The following is a 19,006-nucleotide window of genomic DNA, read 5'->3' on the forward strand; positions in this document are numbered from 1 at the left end:
TTCAATCTTGGATACTCTGGATCCATTAAGGAGCGACAGAGCAAGGGAACCGGTCTATGAAATGGCTTATTTTGTTCGCGATGGTGGCAATCACCGGCTGCGGACTGACGGTCCAGCAGAAAGCTGACTCAACGGCAATAGCCAATGCAACCACAGAATCAGGAGAGTTTTCTTCTGAAAGCCTAACTCAATTACGTAGAGAGATCATTGATCTTCAAGTCGCTTACTACAAGATCAATCCGAACGCGAAGTGCCTGGACACTGATGTGGGCACATGTGCAATCCCTCTTGACCAGGGAGTAACCACTGAAGATCTAGCACCCAGAGTCGCTATTAGTGACGCACTGGCAGCTTATGGCAACGCCATTGACTCCCTTATCAATGCAGACCACAAGGAAGACATCGCCGAAGCAGCAAATGATTTGAAGGACTCACTTTCTTCTGCCTCAGAAAAATCCGATGAGCTTAGCCTGTCTGAAGATCAATTAGACGCGATATCCGCACTTATAGATGTTGCGGGACGCTGGAACCTCGAAAGGCAGAGAAAGAAGGCACTGATCGAGATATCGGAAAGTTACGCCACCGTTATTGATCAAGTGACTCCAATGCTGATTCAAGACCTCTCAATAAAGTGGAATTCACCCTGTAGACCAGCTTTTAGAGACGGACGTGCAGATAATGCCCCAACAACTGGTGCAGATAAGGAAGACGGCATCCTGGATGTCTATTGTTCAACTGCATATAACCTTAAACGAAATGCTAAGGTTCTGATTGACGGCCGAAACAGCACCGATTTACCACACGCTATCCGCGTTGATGCCGTTGATGCTTACGTCATGGCCCATAATGCTCAAGTCAACGGCTTCATCATATCCAATACAGGAGTCAAACTCTTAAGCAAGCTGAAAGATTCAGCTGAAGACTTAGGTCGAGTAGCCAAAGACAAAAACTACAAATCAAAAGACATCAAAGAGCTAGGCAAGGATCTGAAGTCGCTTTCCTCCTCGCTAAAAGTGCTCATTACCAAGGAATAAGGTGGATCCATGCCCCAACTAACAGATCAGCTCCAATCGTTTATTTATGACCTAGACAAGCTTATTGACCGGGGCAGCTATGATAGTGAGCTGCTAGCCTTGAGGAGACGTATTTTTGAATTACTTTCGAAAAAGCAAGCAATCGAGATTAAAAAGGCCACAACAAGGTACCATGAGGCTATAGAGTGTCTCTCAGAAGCCAAAGAATCCGTCACCAGATGCCTTGGAAGCCTAAGCAGTACGGCAGAGATGATCGACAAGGTCACCAAAGTTGTTAACGCCGTACAAAAACTCTTCGATTGATGCATAAGCCACAATACATAGGGGCGGGGATATGGGCGTCAAGGATTTCGCTGAATCAGCACAAGGCTTCACCAAAAGTCCCCTTGGTATAATTGCGCTATTCATTGTATTGGTCTATGGTTTTGCCTCAATAGTTGTCGGCTTCGGAAACTCCCTAGGCGATAACTCCCGCCCCCTTATCTGGTTCCTTTTCATATTTCCGTTCGTTGTTTTTTTTGGCTTTCTTTGGCTGGTAGCCAAGCATCACTCGAAGCTATATGGGCCATCCGACTTTGCTAATGAAGAGAATTTTTTAAAAGCCAACCTAGCTTCAGCTGTATCCTTAGCAGCAGCGACTGCGAAATATGCTACAAATGACGAATCCGGCACCATAAATGCCGAATCTGACCTTGAATCAATAGTTAACAAATTGATCAGCAAGCCACCTAAGACATTACATAAGAGCAAAAAGAAGAAGATCTTATGGGTGGATGACAAACCTGATAATAATATCTATGAGCGAAATGCTTTTGAAGCACAGGGAATAGAGATCACTTTAGCAACATCGACAGAAGAAGCACTTGATCTAGTAAATAAGTACCGTAATCAATACGGGGTTATCATCTCAGATATGAATCGCAAGGAAGGAAGCTCTGAGGGCTATGTACTTCTTGATAAGTTAAGAGAATCCAAGAACAACACCCCATTTGTGATCTACGCAGGTGCGAATTCTCAGCGATACAAGCAGCAAGCCAAAGATCGGGGAGCCCTTGAAGCAACAAACAACGCAAGCGAACTCTTTAGCGCAGTAATGTCTGCCTTGAACGCATAGTAGCCCTAGACCGAAATCTGTAATTACCCATTTTGTTTCAATGATTGGTCATGGTTACTGCTGTCTATATTCGCAACCGCAGCAGCCAGACAGCATGAGCAAGGGCAGGCTCTATTGAATAAATTTTGTGCCACACTTACAGCATGATTGCTCGCAGCCCAGATCCCCAGGAAAACCCTATACTCTTCTTCTGGCAAAGAATCACATCCTTGCCGATGAACCTCATAGAATCCTTCCTTGGAAAGGGTTCTGCTAGCGTAGTAACGCTTCATTTAGGTCAATCCATTTTGCAATTTTCACGAAAGGCTATAAGGCAGAGGCATCGACGGCAATAGCTGGTGGATTAACATGATGTAAGAAATTGCAGACAGGCAAGGGCTCTCAGACCGGAAGCTACTAGAAAACAGGTTCTCGGTTCAGCGGTCATCTAAAAGCGGTTGTTATTGCTTATTTATGGTGACCCGTACATCCACAATGCAATTTAACCCCCTTGCCAGGTTAGGATAACTCTCTAGTCACCATACCCGCCCCAGAATCAAAGATGATTCCACCTTATTGATTCCATTATCTTTTTTTTGAAACCCCTTGATATCCGCACTCTATTTTGTGCAAATTTAGGTGTGAACCTTTATGTCACAATTTAGATAGGGCAACACCGTAAACAGCAGCCCGAGGAGAAAATAGCGAATGAATACATAAACTTAGAAGGGAGGATGGACCCCGGCTGCAACCGGGGCCCAAGACTGTTGGCACAGTCATTTCATTCTCCCCCCTCAAATACACCAATGTCAACAGAGCAAATCACTGTTGCGGCATTGCTCGTCTATTAGAAACCACAATTCAAACTGTGGTTCGGACACACTTGTGCCTAACGCAGGAGAATAGAATGAATACCTTTGATGAATGGAACCCCTCAATAACAGAGGCCGAACGATACTTTTATTTGGCCGCCAAAATCTCACCCAGCCGAATCCCAGGCGGAAAAGCCACAGAGAATAAGGTTATTGGGTACCCGTCTAGGAAAATGGATCTCCTGATACGCTGCGAATCTGCATTAGAAAGAATTGCAGCAATTGGTTTAGAGATAAACCCCAGCATTGATGCGTATTTTTGCCAGCCACCTGCATGCAATATCCAGATAACCAAGAAAAACGGGAAGAAAGGAACCGTAACCTACACCCCTGACTTCGTATATAAATCAGACAATGAAATTTCTGTTATTGAAGTTAAATCCCACGAGAAAGTAAAAGAGTTAGCAATAAGCAACCCATTCGAGTGGGAGTTTGATGGAGTCACGGCACATCACAGATCATATTCCGAGTACTTTGAGTCATTTGGAATGCTCCATTCGATTGTTATTCCCGATCTCTATGGAAAACTTCGAATGCACAACTTAAGAATCCTAGACCAATCGCTACGCAGAACATCATCAGTCAGCGAAGATAGCATCGTTAAGCTACTTCTGCTTCTCAAAGAAACGGATGAAATAACAGTTCATAATGCACTAAGGCTTATCGACCATGCCGATCCAGTCACTATTTATCAAATGATAGGCAAAGGGGTTGTTATTACATCTTTAAACAACGGCCTACTAGAAGACATACGATCATCCAAAATTCGCCTGGCGGGGGCTGATAGTGAAAACACCGAACTGCCGTACGCACCATCGAATAAATCAAATCATGCATATCAGTCCCACTTCTTCAATTCATCACAATCCGAAATTGATGAAGGGATAAAAAAGCTTAAGTGGCTCACCGCAAACAAGTACAAGGCGCACAAGAAGCACTGCCGAACTGTACATCGCTACAGAAAAGCAATAAGCGATGCCAAGCAACGCGGGATACCTTCAATAGCAGCACTGGCACCGAATCATTCAAAAAAAGGAAACAGGAAACCCAAGAGAGAAAAAATTGTTTTTGACTACTTGGACTGCTTTGTCAAAAAAAACTGGCTAATGGGAAGACCAATTAAAAAGAGTCTTTTATATGCAAAGTATTATTTGGAAGCAACCAACCACCATCCACTTTATAGGCCTATAGGAAAAACTAGCTTTTATAACAAACTTAATTCAATACCTCCCGAAACTGTAGCACAGGCACACAAAGGAAGAAGAGGCTTCAATGCTGAAAAGCCACCCTCACTTCCAGAAAATAGAGAAATCGTTTCAACATTTGGGCTTTTTGACACGACCTTAGATCATCACACTGTTGATTGCTTAGTTGAGATATCTTCCGACGGATATGAAACGATCACAAGAAAACCAATTTTAAGCATATTATTGGATCGTGGCTCCAACGCTGTACTCTCATGGCATATAGATATTTGCGAACCAAGCCAATCCATTGTCAGCATATTAATCAGAAAAACCCTACGAGAATGGGGACGCCTCCCCGTATCGATTCGAACAGATCGTGGATCCGATCTCACCTCTCATCATAGTGAAGATTTGATGGCACACCTAGGCATCGAAAAAACATTGAGCCCTAAGTCATATGGCCGGGGCGGAGGAGAGGTGGAGCGTTCATTTTCTGAAGTCATTAATGATTTTGTTTCAGGCCTTCCCGGATACACCCCTTCGATTATAAATAGGCGCGAAATGGATTCTCATAAAGACCCTTCAAATCTTCCAGTTCTCCCTCTTCTCAATTTTATTGAACGCTTTGATGAATTCATAAAATTGAGAAACAAAAGAATCCATGGGGAAAGAAGCCAATCCCCAGAGCAGCTTGTTAAAAGCTCAATAGAAAAAACATCCCTGGCTGGCATCCCATACGAACAAGGCTTTAATTTTGACTTAGACACAGCCATTAACATTACCGATTACAGTTTCGACTATCGTCGCGGACTTCATGTCTCGGGTCGAAGATATTTCAGCAGCGCCTTGAATAATCATCAGCTTGACAAAAAGAATACTGAAGTAAGAATCGATCCTGAAAACCCCTGCCTTGTTTATGTAAGAGTCAATAATCAGTGGACCACCGCGTCACACAGAGACCTTGATGCATTCGAAAACTCCAGCCCTGCTCAGCAAGCCTTTTACAACTTATGGATAACTGGTGGCAAGTCTATTAGAAGCCATGCGAAGTTCCAGGCAAAACTAAGAACTGCAAAACTTCTTATCGATATTGAAAGCGAGTTCCAAAACCCACCTTTAGAACCAGCCCCCCTAAATAGCACCGAACCAGAGGATTACGACTTCAACTTCAAACAGGACCCCGCTGAAGAATCAACGCTGTTATATTTAACAGCACCCGGAGTCGACAATGAACATTGATGAGTGGAGCGATGCACTACACCCCATTATTAACGGACATGTCCCTCATCCTAATTTTGATTCAGCCTATCAAGAGTTAATTACAGCCATATCAATCCATAGGCCAGGGGACATTATCGTATTAAGCGGGACATCAGGAACCGGCAAGACCACGATGATAAACAAGCTTTTCAATAGCAAAGTTTTTAAAAGGACTGAAACCAACGTTCCCGCTATTAGATCGATATTCCTTAATTCTGATCACAATAATCAGATCGACCCCAAATGGCTGGCCAAGTCGCTCCTGTCTGACATAGGAAATCCTGGATTTGTCATTGAAATAGGCGAAGAAACCGCCAGACTAAAGATCGATCTTTACCCTCGAAAATCTACGACTGATTTGTACCTAACCTTATCAAATGAGATCAAATCCAAAAAAACCGCATTTATCGTCATAGATGAGGCATCCCATCTTGGCTTTAGTCCCGCAACCTGCCACAACCCTGTTCCACTTATGAGCAGATTAAAAACCTTTGCAGAGGACAACCAGCTCTGCCTCATCTTGACCGGGACCCACGAAACTTTAGACATGATATCTAAAACCACTCATTTGCATAGGAGGTCTAATAACATATTCCTTAAGCACTACGACATAAAAATAGAGCAAGACAGGAAAAATTTTCATTTCTTCATAAAATCATTCGAAGAACATATACCTGGCATGGCATCTTTAAATTCTCAAGGAGACCTCTCGCGGATTCTGATGAAAGGCTCCGCTGGATCACCGGGCTTCGCCTTAAACTGGATCACAACTGCCTGCTGCAAATGTGCATCTCTAGGTCTTTCAGAGCTTTCTCTTGAATGCATACTAGCCAAAAGCCCATCTAAAAGGGACGTCGAGCTTCGGGAACGAGAAGCAGCTATTGCATCCCAATATTACCCATCCCCCTTGGATGAATCCTTAGAGAGGTGGAATTGGCAGCCAAGCAAACAACAATCCATTAGCAAACCTGATGCAAAACCGCACAAAACAAAACGAAGATCGTTCGCCTCAAAAAGGCCACGTAAAGTTAGCGCTATGCAGCCCCCCGGGGAAAGGGGAGTTTGAACATGAGCATATTTTACCCGCTTAAGCTAATTGGAGTCGGGACAAGGCATATTGAATGCTGCGCATCGTATTATATAAGACTTGCTGAAGCCCACGGCCTTACCGGCACTGAACTACACCGAGCGATGTTATTCCATGATCATAACTCTTCATTACCACTAAGAAAGCCCCCCCTTAATTCCTCCCTGAGCGACATGTCCTTCATTAACAGAGTTTCTTATGGCTCCTCAAAAATCCACAAGTTAATACAAAATCTTGTAGGTGAATCGAACATCCATCGATCATATCTTTATATGCCCATCCGCGAACTTTCCAGGTTTGGTAGAGACATAGCAGCTCATGACCTCAGATGGTGCCCACTGTGCCTAAAGGAAGACGTAGATTCACAGGCACCACCTTATTTCAGGCTCATCTGGCAACTAAGGGATATAACTGCCTGCGAAAAACACTGGGTAAAGCTTGAATCAAGATGTCCCTCATGCGGCAGATATCAAAACCAAGCCAGTATTCCATGGAGAGACTTATCTAAATGTAGACACTGCAACAACCGGTTAACTGAATCCTGGAGTCATTATTCTGAATCTGACATTGGCAGTTTTTTCTGGGGCTACAGTGATATTGTTGAAACAATATCCAAAGGCATGCATTACGATATACTCAAAATAAAAGACAACATTAGAAAAGCAGCTATCGCCAAATATAAAAACTCAGCCAATCACTCTAAAATAACACACCCTTATTTCAAGAAAGCCATACATGGCGGCATACATTTAAGTAACACCCACGATATTTTTTTGGCTTGCCATTCCTGCGACATTTCTATTTGGGAAGCATTAAATGGGAAGTCCGACTTCGCGCAGCTCCCCTTAAACTTCCCTACAGGCCAGCCTTATCTAGCCCAGCACGGATTCGCTACTAAACGAGGGCGCCCGATATCTCCCAATAAGCATAAGCGCGCCCAACTCTTAGAAAAGCATCGACTCCGCATCTCTGATTTGATAAATAATAGCGAACCACCCCTAACACTCAGACAACTTGCGGAAGATTCCAATTTATCAATACGGCTCATAAAACATAATTGGCCGAACCTTGTAGAAAAAGCAAAATCTCGATATCAAAATCACAGCCAGAGACTCAAAATCCAATCACATATAGAAGCTGAAAGAATGTGTCATCAATTGATCAGCACACTGATCAATGATGGCATTACAACCTCACCGACTTACATCGCCAGATCTCTATCAAGGTCCACATCCATCCCCTTTAATACACTATTCGTATCAGCAAAAAATATTCTCCTCGATACTGCCCCTTTCCCACAAAACAAAGGTGATCGTTAGTATTTTCGAAAAGCAATTTTATTTTATTAATGGAGCGATATTATGCAGAGCATAGACCAAAATGACTCCGCACTTTTTAAGCACCTTTTAGCAAAAGCCTCCCCTCTCTTTTCTGAAGATGAGGCACAAACCAAACGCTGGCTATCAACGCCATTGGCCATTCTAGGAGGGCAAGCCCCATACGAAAGAGCTCAAAATGAAGAGGGCTTAAAAGAAGTCCAGGATTTGATAGGGCGGCTTCTTCATGGGGTATTTAGTTAACCCGCTTTTATCGGGTTAACTGCTTAGAAGGCCAACCTGTAACAAATTGCAACATTTTCACAAGACCATACCCAGGTTCCAAATGACGACAGCCATCCCACAGAAGCAGGCGCACTTCGTAACTCATTGTTTAAATTAAGATTAACTTGGTTTTCCAGCATAAGATGGCAGTTTTCGCCAACTTATGCCGAACCGCACAAGAGAGTACAGGGCGAGGGGTTGATGTGGTTAAAAAGTAGACTGCAGTAAACTTTTGTTGCGGCTTTCAGGTTGACAGGTGCCATGGGGCTCCTTAGCCTGCTGACGTTACCCGAGGAGAATGAAGCATGCCCGCCATCGCCAGCACCGCCCAATCGCCATCCACGGACATGGCTGTACGCCATGACTGGAAACGCAGTGAGATCGACGCCCTGTTTGCCCTGCCGTTCAACGACTTGATCTTCCAGGCGGCTGCGCTGCACCGGGCCCACTTCGATCCCAATGCGGTGCAGGTGAGCACCTTGCTGTCGATCAAGACCGGCGCCTGCCCGGAAGACTGCAAATACTGCTCCCAGTCCGGTCACTACAACACCGAGCTGGAAAAAGAGAAATTGCTGGAAGTGTCCCGGGTGGTGGAAGAAGCCAAGGCTGCCCGGCAGAACGGGGCATCCCGGTTTTGCATGGGCGCCGCCTGGCGCAGCCCCCGCGACAAGGACATGCCCTATGTGCTGGACATGATCCGTCAGGTTAAAGACCTGGGCATGGAAACTTGCATGACCCTGGGCATGCTGGATGAAGGTCAGGCGGGGGCGCTGGCCGAGGCAGGCCTGGATTACTACAACCACAATCTGGACACTTCGCCGGAATACTACGGGCAGGTGATAACCACCCGGACCTACAATGATCGTTTGTCCACCCTGGCCAATGTGCGCGACGCGGGCATGAAGGTGTGCTGCGGTGGGATCGTCGGCATGGGCGAGGAGCGCAATGACCGGGTGGGCCTGCTTCAGCAGTTGGCTAACCTGCCGCACCATCCGGAATCTGTCCCCATCAACATGCTGGTAAAGATTGAAGGCACGCCGCTGGCGGATGTGGACGATCTGGACCCCTTCGAATTTGTGCGCACCGTGGCGGTGGCCCGGATCCTGATGCCGCAATCCTATGTGCGGCTGTCTGCGGGTCGTCAGGAAATGAACGACGAAGCCCAGGCTCTGTGCTTCATGGCCGGTGCCAACTCCATTTTCTATGGCGAACGTTTGCTGACCACCGATAACCCGGAAGCCAACCACGACCAACGCCTGTTCAAGCGGCTGGGGATTCATCCGCTGGATCCGCGCCACGAAGCATCCGACGAAGCCCATGAAGAAGCCATCCAGGCGCAGGTGTCCGAGCAGCAAGCGGAGGAAGCCGGGCTTTTCTATAACGCCCTGGACTCTAAACGGGCCGCCAAGCATGTGCTGGACAAGGACACCGGTCGGCCCACCGCCACCGAGCACTGAGGCTCGCCTGTGGGCTTTGATCTGGCCGCCGACCTGGCGGCCCGCCGGGAGCAGCACCGCTATCGCCAGCCGCAAATCATGGACGGCCCCTGTGGCCGGCATGCGGTTGTGGGCGGTCAGCAGTACCTGAATTTCTGCAGTAACGATTACCTTGGCCTGGCCAACGATGCGGATGTTATCGAGGCGTTCCGGCAGGGGGCACGGGACTGGGGTGTGGGCAGCGGTGCGTCGCATCTGGTTTGCGGTCATCAACGTCCGCATCAGGATCTGGAAGAGGCGCTGGCCGAGCACACTGGCCGTGAACGCGCGCTGCTGTTTTCCACCGGTTACATGGCCAATCTGGGCGTCATGTCCGCCTTGCTGGGCAAGCGCGACGCCGTATTCGAAGACCGCCTCAATCATGCTTCGCTACTGGACGGCGGCCTGCTCAGCGGGGCCCGCTTCCGGCGCTTTGCCCACAATGATGCCGATGCCCTGAGCCGTCAGCTGCAGCGTAGCGATGCCCGTCGCAAACTGGTGGTGGCCGATGGCATCTTCAGCATGGATGGTGATGAAGCGCCGCTGGCGGCCTACGCCGATGCCTGTGAAACTCACAATGCCTGGCTGATGGTGGACGATGCCCACGGCCTTGGTGTGCTCGACCCGCAAGGGCGTGGCTCCTTGTTTGCCCAGGGGGTTAACCCGCGTACCCAGATCCTCATGGGAACGCTTGGCAAGGGGCTGGGTACTGGCGGCGCTTTTGTGGCTGGCAGCCATGACTTGATCGAAACCCTGATACAGTTTGCCCGCACGTTTATCTATACCACCGCCATGCCGGCAGCGGTGGCGGCGGCCACACGGGTCAGTCTCCACAAGTCCCGTGAGGAAAACTGGCGCAGGGATAAGCTGGCAGAACTGATTGCCCGTTTTCGACACGGTGCCAGCGAGCTGGGCTACACCCTGATGCCGTCGCGCACACCGATCCAGCCACTGCTGATCGGCAGTGATGCCGACGCCATGGCACTCAGTGGTGCGCTCCGGGAAAAGGGGTTGCTGATCACGGCCATTCGCCCGCCCACGGTGCCGGAAGGTGAGGCTCGCTTACGGGTAACGCTGTCAGCCGCCCATGAGCTTGAGGATGTGGATGCGCTGCTGCTGGCGCTGGCGAACGCCTGACCCGTTATTGGATTTTATTGTGCCGGGCGCACTGCGCCAGGCATCAAGTTGACCAGGATTGCTATGCCCAAACTGATTCCCTTTCACAATACCTACAAAGCCACGGGTGTGAATGATGACGAGGCGCAGGACATCGTTCTGATTCATGGCTGGGGGCTGCATGCCATTGTCTTTGACGACATTGTGCCGGCCTTGCTGGAACGGTTCCGGGTCACCGTGGTGGACCTGCCCGGCATGGGCCAGAGCCCCATGCCCAACGGGGACTACACCCTGGATTTTCTCGCGGACGAAGTGCTGGCGATCATGCCGGAGCGGGCCCACGTGCTGGGCTGGTCGCTGGGCGGGCTGGTGGCGTTGGCCATGGCTGGGAAAGCGGCGCAAAGGGTGCAGTCGGTAGTCACGGTGGCCACCTCACCGCGGTTTACGACCGGTGAGGGCTGGGATACGGCCATGAAGCCGGACATTCTCGGCAAGTTTGCCGAAATGTTCGACGAGGATCATGAAGGCACCCTAGTGCGTTTCCTCGCATTAAACTGCAAGGGCAGTGCAGCCATGCGCGAGGATACGGCGCGGCTCAAGGAAATCCTTTATTTCTGTGGGCTGCCCGCGCCGAAAGCCTTGCGCAGTGGTCTCGACATTCTGCGCGAGGCAGACATGCGAACGGTCTTGCCGGCGCTGGACATGCCGGTGTTGATGGTCTTTGGCGAGAACGATCATATTGTCCCGGCGGCGGCCATGGCGGCCAGCGAGCCGCTGATTCATAACGGCCGCACTGCCCTGATTGAGCAGGTGGCTCATGTGCCTTTCCTGTCGGCACCGGAGACGTTTACGAGAGCGGTTTATGACTTCTATCGCGAATATCGACTGGTCGCTTGAGATGGCTGCGTCCGCTCTGGATAAACATGCGGTCAGCGACCACTTCAGCCGGGCGGCGCACAGCTATGACGAGCATGCGATTTTGCAGCTGGCGGTGGGCCGTTCGCTGGTGCAGCGGTTGCCGCAGCGGTTGCCAGTGAATGCGGCGCTGGACCTGGGATGTGCCACGGCACCTTTTGCCCGGGCCCAGCAGCAAGTGCTGCCTGAGACTCATTGGCAAGCGGTGGACCTGTCGCGGGCCATGTTGCACGAAGCTGCGGAGCGTGGGCGGTTTAATGAGCGCTATCAGCCTCTCTGTGCGGATGCGGAACAGTTGCCGGTGAGCGACGCCTCCCAGGGATTGGTCTTCAGTTGTTTTGCCCTGCAATGGTGTGATCCCCATGCGGTCCTGAAAGAGGTTGGCCGGGTGTTGTCTCCCGGGGGGCGCTTGTTGCTGGCGGTGCCGTTGGCAGGTTCCCTGCACGAATTGCAGCTGAGCTGGCAGGCGGTTAATCGCCGCCCCCACGTGAACGCCTTGCCGGATTTTAAGGACTGGCAGAGCGCCGCCCTGCAGGCGGGCTTTGTTGACGCTGAGCTGCAGCAACAGGTGATGGTGGAATACTACGATTCGGTCAAGGCCATCGCCCGTCGGCTCAAGGCCACCGGCGCGGATCATGTCAGCGGCGCCTCCGGTCTGACCGGCAAAAATGCCTGGCAGGCCATGGTGAAAGAATATGAAAACCAGCGAACGCAACAGGGCCTGCCGTTGACCTGGAATGTATTGTTTCTGGAAGCGGAGAAATACTGAGCTATGAGCTTGCTTGGCTTTTCTGCGAAGCCGCTGTAGGAGTTCCCTTCCAGGGGACGAACCGTGCGAAGCGCGGAATCGACCGTAGGGCGATCAGGGATTTCCTGGCTCGACAGGTCTCCAAAGAATGACCTCCCTTTGGTCGCCTCGCTGCGCTCGGTTCGCACCTCAAGTGGTGCTCCTACAAAGACGGAAGCTTCGGCGGTTTGTGGGAGGTTCTGGAACTGTGCGCAGCAGGTCATCGACCGCAGGATGATAAAGGCTAGAAGCTGAACCTAAGGAACCCCATGGAAAACATTAAACCCCCTCTTCCCGCCCTCAAGGGCATCTTCTTTGTCACCGGCACCGACACTGAAGTCGGCAAGACCTGGGTGAGTTGTCGCCTGTTGGAGCGGGCCCGGGAAGCCGGGTTGAGTTGCTATGGGCTCAAGCCGGTTGCTGCAGGCTGTGATGAGACACCGGATGGGTGGCGTAATGAAGATGCCTTGCAGCTGATGGCGGCCAGTTCAGTGAAGCTGCCCTACGAGATGGTCAACCCGGTGGCATTCAAGGCGCCGATAGCGCCACATATCGCTGCCCAGCAAGAGGGAAAAGATGTCAGCCTGTCCCGGCTGGTGGGGTATGTGCGGGGTGCCTTGAGTGCCCATCCGGCGGACTTGATTCTGATTGAGGGCGCCGGCGGATGGCGCGTGCCGCTCAACAGTCGAGAAATGTTGTCCGGGCTGGCCAAGGAGCTGGATGTGCCGGTGATCCAGGTTGTCGGCATGAAGCTGGGGTGTATCAATCATGCCTTGTTGACCGCAGAGGCCATTGAAAAGGATGGCCTGCGGTACGCCGGCACCATGGCCAATTGTTTTGGTGAGATGGCGGTGCAGGAAGAAAATCTGCTCACCCTGCGTCAGCATTTACCCGGTGCCTTTGCGCTGGTCTGACCGGCACAATCACTGAAATTTCCTGCTACTTTCCTCGTTTTGTCACCTTTAACTGGGCGGTTACAGGGAGCTACATAGCACTACAGTGCGACTACCCAAGGTCCACTGTTTCCGTGCAATTTCCTGCCTAATCTTGACGTGCTGTTGCCGTAGGGCGATGGCCTTTTATGGTTAGGGGGAATTCTCATGGATCGCAAACGACGTACCCTGGTGCAGGCGCTGGGCGCGGGGGGCGCGCTATCACTGGCGGGTTGTGGTGGTGGCAGCAGCTCTTCAGCCGCGCCGCCGGCCAATACGCCTACACCCAGTCTGCCGGACGAACCGGATGCCCCGGACGCTCTGCCCGGCGTGTCTTTCCTGCATGGGGTGGCCTCCGGTGATCCACTGTCTGACCGGGTGATTCTCTGGACCCGCGTCACTCCGGATCTGGATAGCGGTGAGGATGTGGCTGTCACCGTGACTGTGGCCAGTGATCTGGCCATGCAGCAAACGGTGGCGAGTTATACCGCCACCGCCAGTGCGTCCAGCGACTACTGCGTGAAGCAGGATGCCACGGGGCTGCAGCCTGACCGTTGGTACTACTATCAGTTTTCAGTGGGGGATCAAGTCTCCCCTGTGGGGCGGACCCGGACCTTCCCCGCGTCGGAAACGTTTATCGACCGGGCCCGTTTTGCGGTGGTTTCCTGCTCCAACTATCCCTACGGATTTTTCTCCGTATACCGGGCCGTGGCCAATCATGCGGATCTGGATTTTGTCTTGCACCTTGGCGATTACCTGTACGAGTACGGGGCCGGCGAGTACGGTGATTTCCCCGAGCGCGATCCGCAGCCTCCCCACGAAATGATCACCCTGGTGGATTATCGTCAACGCCATGCGCAGTATAAAACCGACGAAGATCTGCAGGCCGTGCATCAGCAATTCCCGATGATTGCTGTCTGGGATGACCACGAATCCACCGACAACAGCTACCGCGATGGGGCGGGCAATCATGATCCGCTGACCGAAGGGGATTGGGCTGCCCGCAAACAGATTTCCCAGCAGGCCTACTTCGAATGGTTGCCGATCCGGCCCCGTGAGCCAGGCAATCACAGCGTGATCTACCGCAACTTTGCCTTCGGTGACCTGATTGATCTGACCATGCTGGATACCCGGCTGGAAGGTCGCGATGAGCAGTTGACCATACCCGCCGATCCGGGCCGTAACGATGAGGATCGACACCTGATCAGTGAGCAGCAGATGGATTTTCTGCTCAACAGCTTGAGTGAATCGAACAGCCAGTGGCGCTTCATTGGTCAGCAGGTGATGTTTGCGCAGCTCAATATTGCCGAGATTCCTTCGCTGAGCGAACGCCATGCGCAACTGCGCGGCAATTTGTCTGCCATCAATATGGATCAGTGGGATGGCTATGCGGCGGATCGGCTGAAAATCCTGAACCACATCGACGATAACGATATCGACAATGTGGTGATTCTCACCGGCGATATCCACACCTCCTGGGCCAGCGAAATTTACCGCAATCCGGGCACCCTGTTGGGCGATCTGTTCGACAAGGCGTTGGCGGCAGAGTTTGTCACCCCCGCGGTGACCAGTCCCGGTTTTCCGGAAGGCGTGGCAGAGCTTGCCGGCGTGGTGATTCCCGTGGCCAATCCGCATATCCGCTATGTGGAAGCCAAATCCCGCGGCTTCATTCTGGTGGATGTCACTCGCCAGCGTGCCCAGGGTGAGTTCTATTACGCGCAAAGCATTGAGTCCTACGATTTGCGTGGACAGATCAATACGGCAAAAACCAAGGTGGTGACGGTAAAAAGTGGCGACAGTCGCATTATCGAAGATCAGCCATTATCCCGACCGCGCACGTTGCGCACCGCATTCTCCCATCCCCCCGTGCTGAATACTGAAGAGGTGATCTCATGAGCGCTTACTGGAAACTGTTACCCCTGGTGGCGGCGATTACCCTGACGGCCTGTGGTGGAGGAGGCTCCTCCGGTGGCGGCGTGGATGCCGACGCTGGAGGCGGCAATGTGGAAACCCCCAATGGCCCCGGTGATGGTGGTGAAGGGGACGGTGACCCGGATGACGGCGGCGGTGATGAAACCGTCGGCAACCCGCCAGCGGTGGTACGCTTTATTGTGATTGGCGATTCCGGCAGCGGCTCTGCGGGTCAGTATGCCGTGGGGCAGGCGATAGCCGATGTCTGTGACGGCAAGGATGAATTTGTCGGTGACATGGCCTTTGTAGGGTGCGATCTGGTGGTCGGGCTGGGCGATAACATTTATGAGGCCGGGGTCACCAGCGTGGATGATCCCCAGTTCGCGGAAAAATTCGAAAAACCGTTTGAGCCGGTACAGCTGCCGTTCTACATGGTGCTGGGTAACCACGACAATACTGGTTACGTGGGAGGCGACGGGGCGGGCAATGCCCGTGGCGAATTCCAGGTGGATTACTCCTATTTCGATGGCCGCCTGTCCGACCGCTGGAATATGCCGGATCGTTATTTCAAACACAGTGCGGGCAATACCTCTCAGGGGGAGCGCCCTCTGGTGGATTTCTTTGCACTGGATTCCAACCCCATTGCCGGCGGTTTCGCCGACCCGGATATTGCCTACGCGTATCACACCTATGGTGTTGACCAGCGTAACTGGGCAGTGAATGCCATTGCTGGTTCCAATGCAGTATTCCGCATTGGCATGGCGCACCATCCGTACTTGTCCAATGGCAGCCACGGTAACGCGGGCAACTACGATGGCGTACCCAGTGAACTGTTACCGGTGCTGGCCGGTGAGCGCTGGAAGGCGTTCATGGAAGAAGCGGTCTGCGACCAGACCGATTTTTTCTTCGCCGGCCATGACCACGATTTACAGGTTCTCAATGCTGTGCCGTCCTGTGGGCGCACGGAATTTGTGGTGAGCGGTGCCGCCGGCAAGACTCGCTCCATTGATGACCCGGAACGTAACGCCGCCCGTTTTCAGCAGGGCGATACCTACGGCTTTTTCTGGATGAAAGCGGTGGAGGCGAATGCCGAAACCATGGCTCCGGCTCAGCTCTGCATCGAAGCCTATACGGTGGACCCGGAAGCGGAAGGCCTGGGTGTTATCAGTGGCGGTGAGCTGACGCCGGCCTATACCCATTGTTATGAGAAGCAGCCCATGGTGCTGCTCAGTGGCAACAACGATTTCTCCGGTCAGCCGCTGGGTGATGGTGCATTGCCGTTGCCGCTGCCGGATGGTTTCGATGCGGACTTCACCGGCCCGCTGAAAGAACTGCGCGAGACATTGGTGTCCGGCTTTACCGAAGTGGGGGCCAACCTGCCGGAAGAACAACGTCAGGTGTTCGACCAGATCATTGCCGGTACCGACATCCTGTTCAATGCCATGGATGCGGCAACCGCGGCGATTCTGGAAGGCGACAGCAGTGAAATGACGCAATCGGTACAGGCGGTACTGGCGGCTTCCGAGCAGTTGCAGGCCATCGATACCAGTGGCCTGCCGGCACCCTTTGACCAGCTTGGCAGCGCCTTTGATGCCCTGGCCGCCGGCGTCGGTACGGGTAGCGGCGATGTGGGCCTGGGTGGCGACGGCAGCACGGTAGACGACATCGCCTTTATTGCTGCGCCGCTGGTGTCTCTGTCGCGCAACCTGAACAATATTCTGGATGGCGTTGAGGAGCAGGTGCCGGGCGAAGTGCCCGTGTTCGCCGGGCTTACCTCCGTGTTGTCCACGGTGTCGCTGGGGCTTGCCAATACGTTGGAGCAGTTGGTGATGCTGGATAGCAGCGCCACCGGTGAGCAGCTGGTGGGTACGGTGCAGGCAACGTTGGAACACCTGGTGAATGATGTGCTGTGGCTTAACCAGATTCCCGGCGCAGAGGAATACACCACCTTGCCTGGCGATGCCTTGTCATCGGTGTTGCTCACGGTGGTCCGTGAAGTCACGGAGCAGCTGGATGAGCGGTTGTTGAGCCCGCTGGCTCCCTTGCTGGATTTGTTGTCGCCGATCACTGGCTTGTTGGCTGGTTTGTTCGACGGCCTGTAACCGGAAGCAGAAAACGTATTCCCACAACAACAAAGGCAGATCCATTTTTTGACAATGACGCAGTCCGGAGACGGGCTGCGTTTTCTTTTTTTCGGCTTCAGGAAAATGCCATTATTGAAGGGTTAATTAAAAGAGTGCGCTTGGCGTCACACCGCGCGGCGGGGTGTGGTGGCCTGTGTGCCGACAGGGACGCCCAGGGCCGATAGCGTATCCATCACCTGATTCACAGTAATGCGCTGCAGGCAGGGGTAGCTGTCCTGCACGCAGCTGCTGCGCTCGCATTCCGCAGCGCAGGCTTGCCAGCGCAATACGCGGGCGAGGGGTGAGAGTGGGTGCCAGAGGTTGTCGTTGGTGGGGCCGAACAGACCGACGGTGGGAATGCCGCAGGCGGCCGCCAAATGCATGGGGCCACTGTCGTTCCCCACATAGGCCCGGCTGTGTTGCAGCAATGCGATGAGTTCCGACAGGTTGAGTTGATCACACAGGTCCAGCACCGGTTCGCAGAGGAAGGATTGCACACGGGCGATTTGCACACGGTCCTTGTGCCCGGCCCCGACCAGGATGGGAGTGAGCCCGGCCCGGCGCGCCTGTTGGCACAGGGAGGCGAATTGTTCCGCGTGCCACATCTTGTAAGTCTTGGTTGCGCCCACATGCAGGATCAGGCGGGTGTCACCGGCGTGCATGGGCAACAAGGCACGGATGCGCGCGTTGCTGTCCGGGCATTCGGTGAGCGGCAGGTAATGCGCTGGCGCGGTTGCTGCGGGTTGGCTCAGGCTGGCGTAGCCGTACCAGCGGTGGCCTTGCCAGTCCGGTTCCAGCGGCTTGTTATAGAACCAGTGGCCATGGCGGCGCGGTGGGCCAATGCGTGTTGTCGCACCGGACAGTCGGCTCAGCGTGGCGGATTTCTGTTCGCCTTCAATGTCCACGCAGTGCTCTGCGCGAAAGCGTCGCATGGCATGAACAAACATCAGGTAGTGCTTTATCCGTTGCCATAAAGGCCGGGATGAAGAGAGCGCCTGTTCCGGATAAAAGAGAAGCCGTGTTTCGCCGGGTAAACTTTGCGCCACCAATGCTTGGTAACGCGCATCAACCACCAACAAGGCATCCGGATGTGTCGATAGCATGGCGCGTAAATGCGGCAGGGCAATCAGCAGATTGCCCATGTGACTGCAAGGGAAAAGAATCAACAGGCGAGGCATGAAAGCGAACACAGTTGTCAGCGGAAACTGCTTTCAGACTAGGCGGTAAGGATGACGGTTATATGACGAGTTGCGAGTTGCGAGTTGCGAGTTGCGAGTTGCGAGTTGCGAGTTGCGAGTTGCGAGTTGCGAGTTGCGAGTTGCGAGTTGCGAGTTGCGAGTTGCGAGTTGCGAAAATAGATAGGGAAAGCCAGAAAAGTTCCTTGGGCTCGACAGGTTTCAGGAAACATTGCGGGTAGACCTGGATCCCTGTCGCCTCGCTCCGCTCGGTTCGCCCCTCAAGTTGGGCTCCTACAGTAGGGCCAACGGAGAGGCTGGTGTCGCTCCGGTTTTCCTTTTCAACTTTAAACGTTGAACTTTCAACTGGATCCCGCGGGCAGAGCGGCCGCCGTGAGGCACCGCGCCTAACCCGCGTTGTCACTAGTCACTAGTAGC

Annotated in this window: 15 protein-coding genes; 14 read left to right on the top strand and 1 reads right to left on the bottom strand. The window is 52.6% G+C overall.

Annotation, left to right across the window (positions count from 1 at the left end; genetic code table 11):
* The first annotated feature begins 56 nt into the window (after nucleotides 1-56).
* The 14 genes from F1529_RS03650 to F1529_RS03715 all read left to right on the top strand — a co-directional run bounded on the left by F1529_RS03650 (nucleotide 57) and on the right by F1529_RS03715 (nucleotide 17,372).
* Entirely contained in the window at nucleotides 57-1,034 is a 978-nt protein-coding gene (locus F1529_RS03650; RefSeq protein ID WP_035245087.1) for a hypothetical protein, read from the top strand.
* A 9-nt stretch (nucleotides 1,035-1,043) separates the two neighbouring features.
* Nucleotides 1,044-1,337, top strand: a complete 294-nt coding sequence (locus F1529_RS03655; protein WP_035245089.1) for a hypothetical protein — start codon at nucleotides 1,044-1,046, stop codon at nucleotides 1,335-1,337.
* Between the two features lie 31 nt (nucleotides 1,338-1,368).
* Entirely contained in the window at nucleotides 1,369-2,148 is a 780-nt protein-coding gene (locus tag F1529_RS03660; RefSeq protein WP_035245091.1) for a response regulator, read from the top strand.
* 886 nt (nucleotides 2,149-3,034) lie between these two features.
* On the top strand, nucleotides 3,035-5,425 hold the full coding sequence (locus F1529_RS03665) for a TnsA endonuclease N-terminal domain-containing protein (protein WP_155132219.1): 2,391 nt from the start codon (nucleotides 3,035-3,037) through the stop codon (nucleotides 5,423-5,425).
* A complete protein-coding gene (locus F1529_RS03670) occupies nucleotides 5,415-6,512 on the top strand; it encodes an ATP-binding protein (RefSeq protein WP_035245096.1) in 1,098 nt (365 codons plus the stop codon). Before F1529_RS03665 ends, F1529_RS03670 begins: the two co-directional genes overlap by 11 nt.
* A gap of 2 nt (nucleotides 6,513-6,514) precedes the next feature.
* The gene (locus tag F1529_RS03675; protein ID WP_084573383.1) at nucleotides 6,515-7,852 is read left to right on the top strand and encodes a TniQ family protein; all 1,338 of its coding nucleotides are present in this window, start codon (nucleotides 6,515-6,517) and stop codon (nucleotides 7,850-7,852) included.
* Nucleotides 7,853-7,894: 42 nt separating this feature from the next.
* Nucleotides 7,895-8,113 (top strand): MbcA/ParS/Xre antitoxin family protein, encoded by a 219-nt coding sequence (locus F1529_RS03680; RefSeq protein WP_035245098.1) that lies wholly within the window; start codon nucleotides 7,895-7,897, stop codon nucleotides 8,111-8,113.
* A gap of 326 nt (nucleotides 8,114-8,439) precedes the next feature.
* Nucleotides 8,440-9,591: a biotin synthase BioB gene (gene bioB / locus F1529_RS03685; RefSeq protein ID WP_007149089.1), complete on the top strand. Its 1,152-nt coding sequence runs from the start codon at nucleotides 8,440-8,442 to the stop codon at nucleotides 9,589-9,591.
* A gap of 9 nt (nucleotides 9,592-9,600) precedes the next feature.
* Nucleotides 9,601-10,746, top strand: coding sequence for an 8-amino-7-oxononanoate synthase (gene bioF / locus F1529_RS03690; protein ID WP_370456943.1), 1,146 nt, complete (start codon nucleotides 9,601-9,603; stop codon nucleotides 10,744-10,746).
* A 63-nt stretch (nucleotides 10,747-10,809) separates the two neighbouring features.
* Nucleotides 10,810-11,622: a pimeloyl-ACP methyl ester esterase BioH gene (gene bioH, locus F1529_RS03695; RefSeq protein ID WP_155132221.1), complete on the top strand. Its 813-nt coding sequence runs from the start codon at nucleotides 10,810-10,812 to the stop codon at nucleotides 11,620-11,622.
* Complete coding sequence (gene bioC / locus F1529_RS03700) at nucleotides 11,588-12,409, top strand: malonyl-ACP O-methyltransferase BioC (protein WP_230457698.1); 822 nt, start codon at nucleotides 11,588-11,590, stop codon at nucleotides 12,407-12,409. Before bioH ends, bioC begins: the two co-directional genes overlap by 35 nt.
* A 287-nt stretch (nucleotides 12,410-12,696) precedes the next feature.
* Nucleotides 12,697-13,341, top strand: a complete 645-nt coding sequence (gene bioD / locus F1529_RS03705) for a dethiobiotin synthase (protein WP_155132223.1) — start codon at nucleotides 12,697-12,699, stop codon at nucleotides 13,339-13,341.
* 186 nt (nucleotides 13,342-13,527) lie between these two features.
* The gene (locus tag F1529_RS03710) at nucleotides 13,528-15,255 is read left to right on the top strand and encodes an alkaline phosphatase (RefSeq protein ID WP_155132225.1); all 1,728 of its coding nucleotides are present in this window, start codon (nucleotides 13,528-13,530) and stop codon (nucleotides 15,253-15,255) included.
* Nucleotides 15,252-17,372: a metallophosphoesterase gene (locus F1529_RS03715; RefSeq protein WP_155132227.1), complete on the top strand. Its 2,121-nt coding sequence runs from the start codon at nucleotides 15,252-15,254 to the stop codon at nucleotides 17,370-17,372. Before F1529_RS03710 ends, F1529_RS03715 begins: the two co-directional genes overlap by 4 nt.
* 146 nt (nucleotides 17,373-17,518) lie before the next feature.
* On the opposite strand, the gene F1529_RS03720 is transcribed toward F1529_RS03715, so the two are convergent.
* Nucleotides 17,519-18,535 carry a glycosyltransferase family 9 protein gene (locus tag F1529_RS03720; protein WP_230457699.1) on the bottom strand — a complete coding sequence of 339 codons (1,017 nt, stop codon included), beginning with the start codon at nucleotides 18,533-18,535 and terminating at the stop codon, nucleotides 17,519-17,521.
* Nucleotides 18,536-19,006 lie beyond the last annotated feature (471 nt).

This window comes from Alcanivorax sp. VBW004, assembly GCF_009718865.1.
Taxonomy (GTDB): Bacteria; Pseudomonadota; Gammaproteobacteria; order Pseudomonadales; family Alcanivoracaceae; genus Alcanivorax.

Bases quoted from the DNA above. Each gene is read 5' to 3' on its own strand.
- F1529_RS03650 (WP_035245087.1), top strand. From the start codon at position 57: ATGAAATGGCTTATTTTGTTCGCGATGGTGGCAATCACCGGCTGCGGA.
- F1529_RS03655 (WP_035245089.1), top strand. From the start codon at position 1,044: ATGCCCCAACTAACAGATCAGCTCCAATCGTTTATTTATGACCTAGAC.
- F1529_RS03660 (WP_035245091.1), top strand. From the start codon at position 1,369: ATGGGCGTCAAGGATTTCGCTGAATCAGCACAAGGCTTCACCAAAAGT.
- F1529_RS03665 (WP_155132219.1), top strand. From the start codon at position 3,035: ATGAATACCTTTGATGAATGGAACCCCTCAATAACAGAGGCCGAACGA.
- F1529_RS03670 (WP_035245096.1), top strand. From the start codon at position 5,415: ATGAACATTGATGAGTGGAGCGATGCACTACACCCCATTATTAACGGA.
- F1529_RS03675 (WP_084573383.1), top strand. From the start codon at position 6,515: ATGAGCATATTTTACCCGCTTAAGCTAATTGGAGTCGGGACAAGGCAT.
- F1529_RS03680 (WP_035245098.1), top strand. From the start codon at position 7,895: ATGCAGAGCATAGACCAAAATGACTCCGCACTTTTTAAGCACCTTTTA.
- bioB (WP_007149089.1), top strand. From the start codon at position 8,440: ATGCCCGCCATCGCCAGCACCGCCCAATCGCCATCCACGGACATGGCT.
- bioH (WP_155132221.1), top strand. From the start codon at position 10,810: ATGCCCAAACTGATTCCCTTTCACAATACCTACAAAGCCACGGGTGTG.
- bioC (WP_230457698.1), top strand. From the start codon at position 11,588: ATGACTTCTATCGCGAATATCGACTGGTCGCTTGAGATGGCTGCGTCC.
- bioD (WP_155132223.1), top strand. From the start codon at position 12,697: ATGGAAAACATTAAACCCCCTCTTCCCGCCCTCAAGGGCATCTTCTTT.
- F1529_RS03710 (WP_155132225.1), top strand. From the start codon at position 13,528: ATGGATCGCAAACGACGTACCCTGGTGCAGGCGCTGGGCGCGGGGGGC.
- F1529_RS03715 (WP_155132227.1), top strand. From the start codon at position 15,252: ATGAGCGCTTACTGGAAACTGTTACCCCTGGTGGCGGCGATTACCCTG.
- F1529_RS03720 (WP_230457699.1), bottom strand. From the start codon at position 18,535: ATGGGCAATCTGCTGATTGCCCTGCCGCATTTACGCGCCATGCTATCG.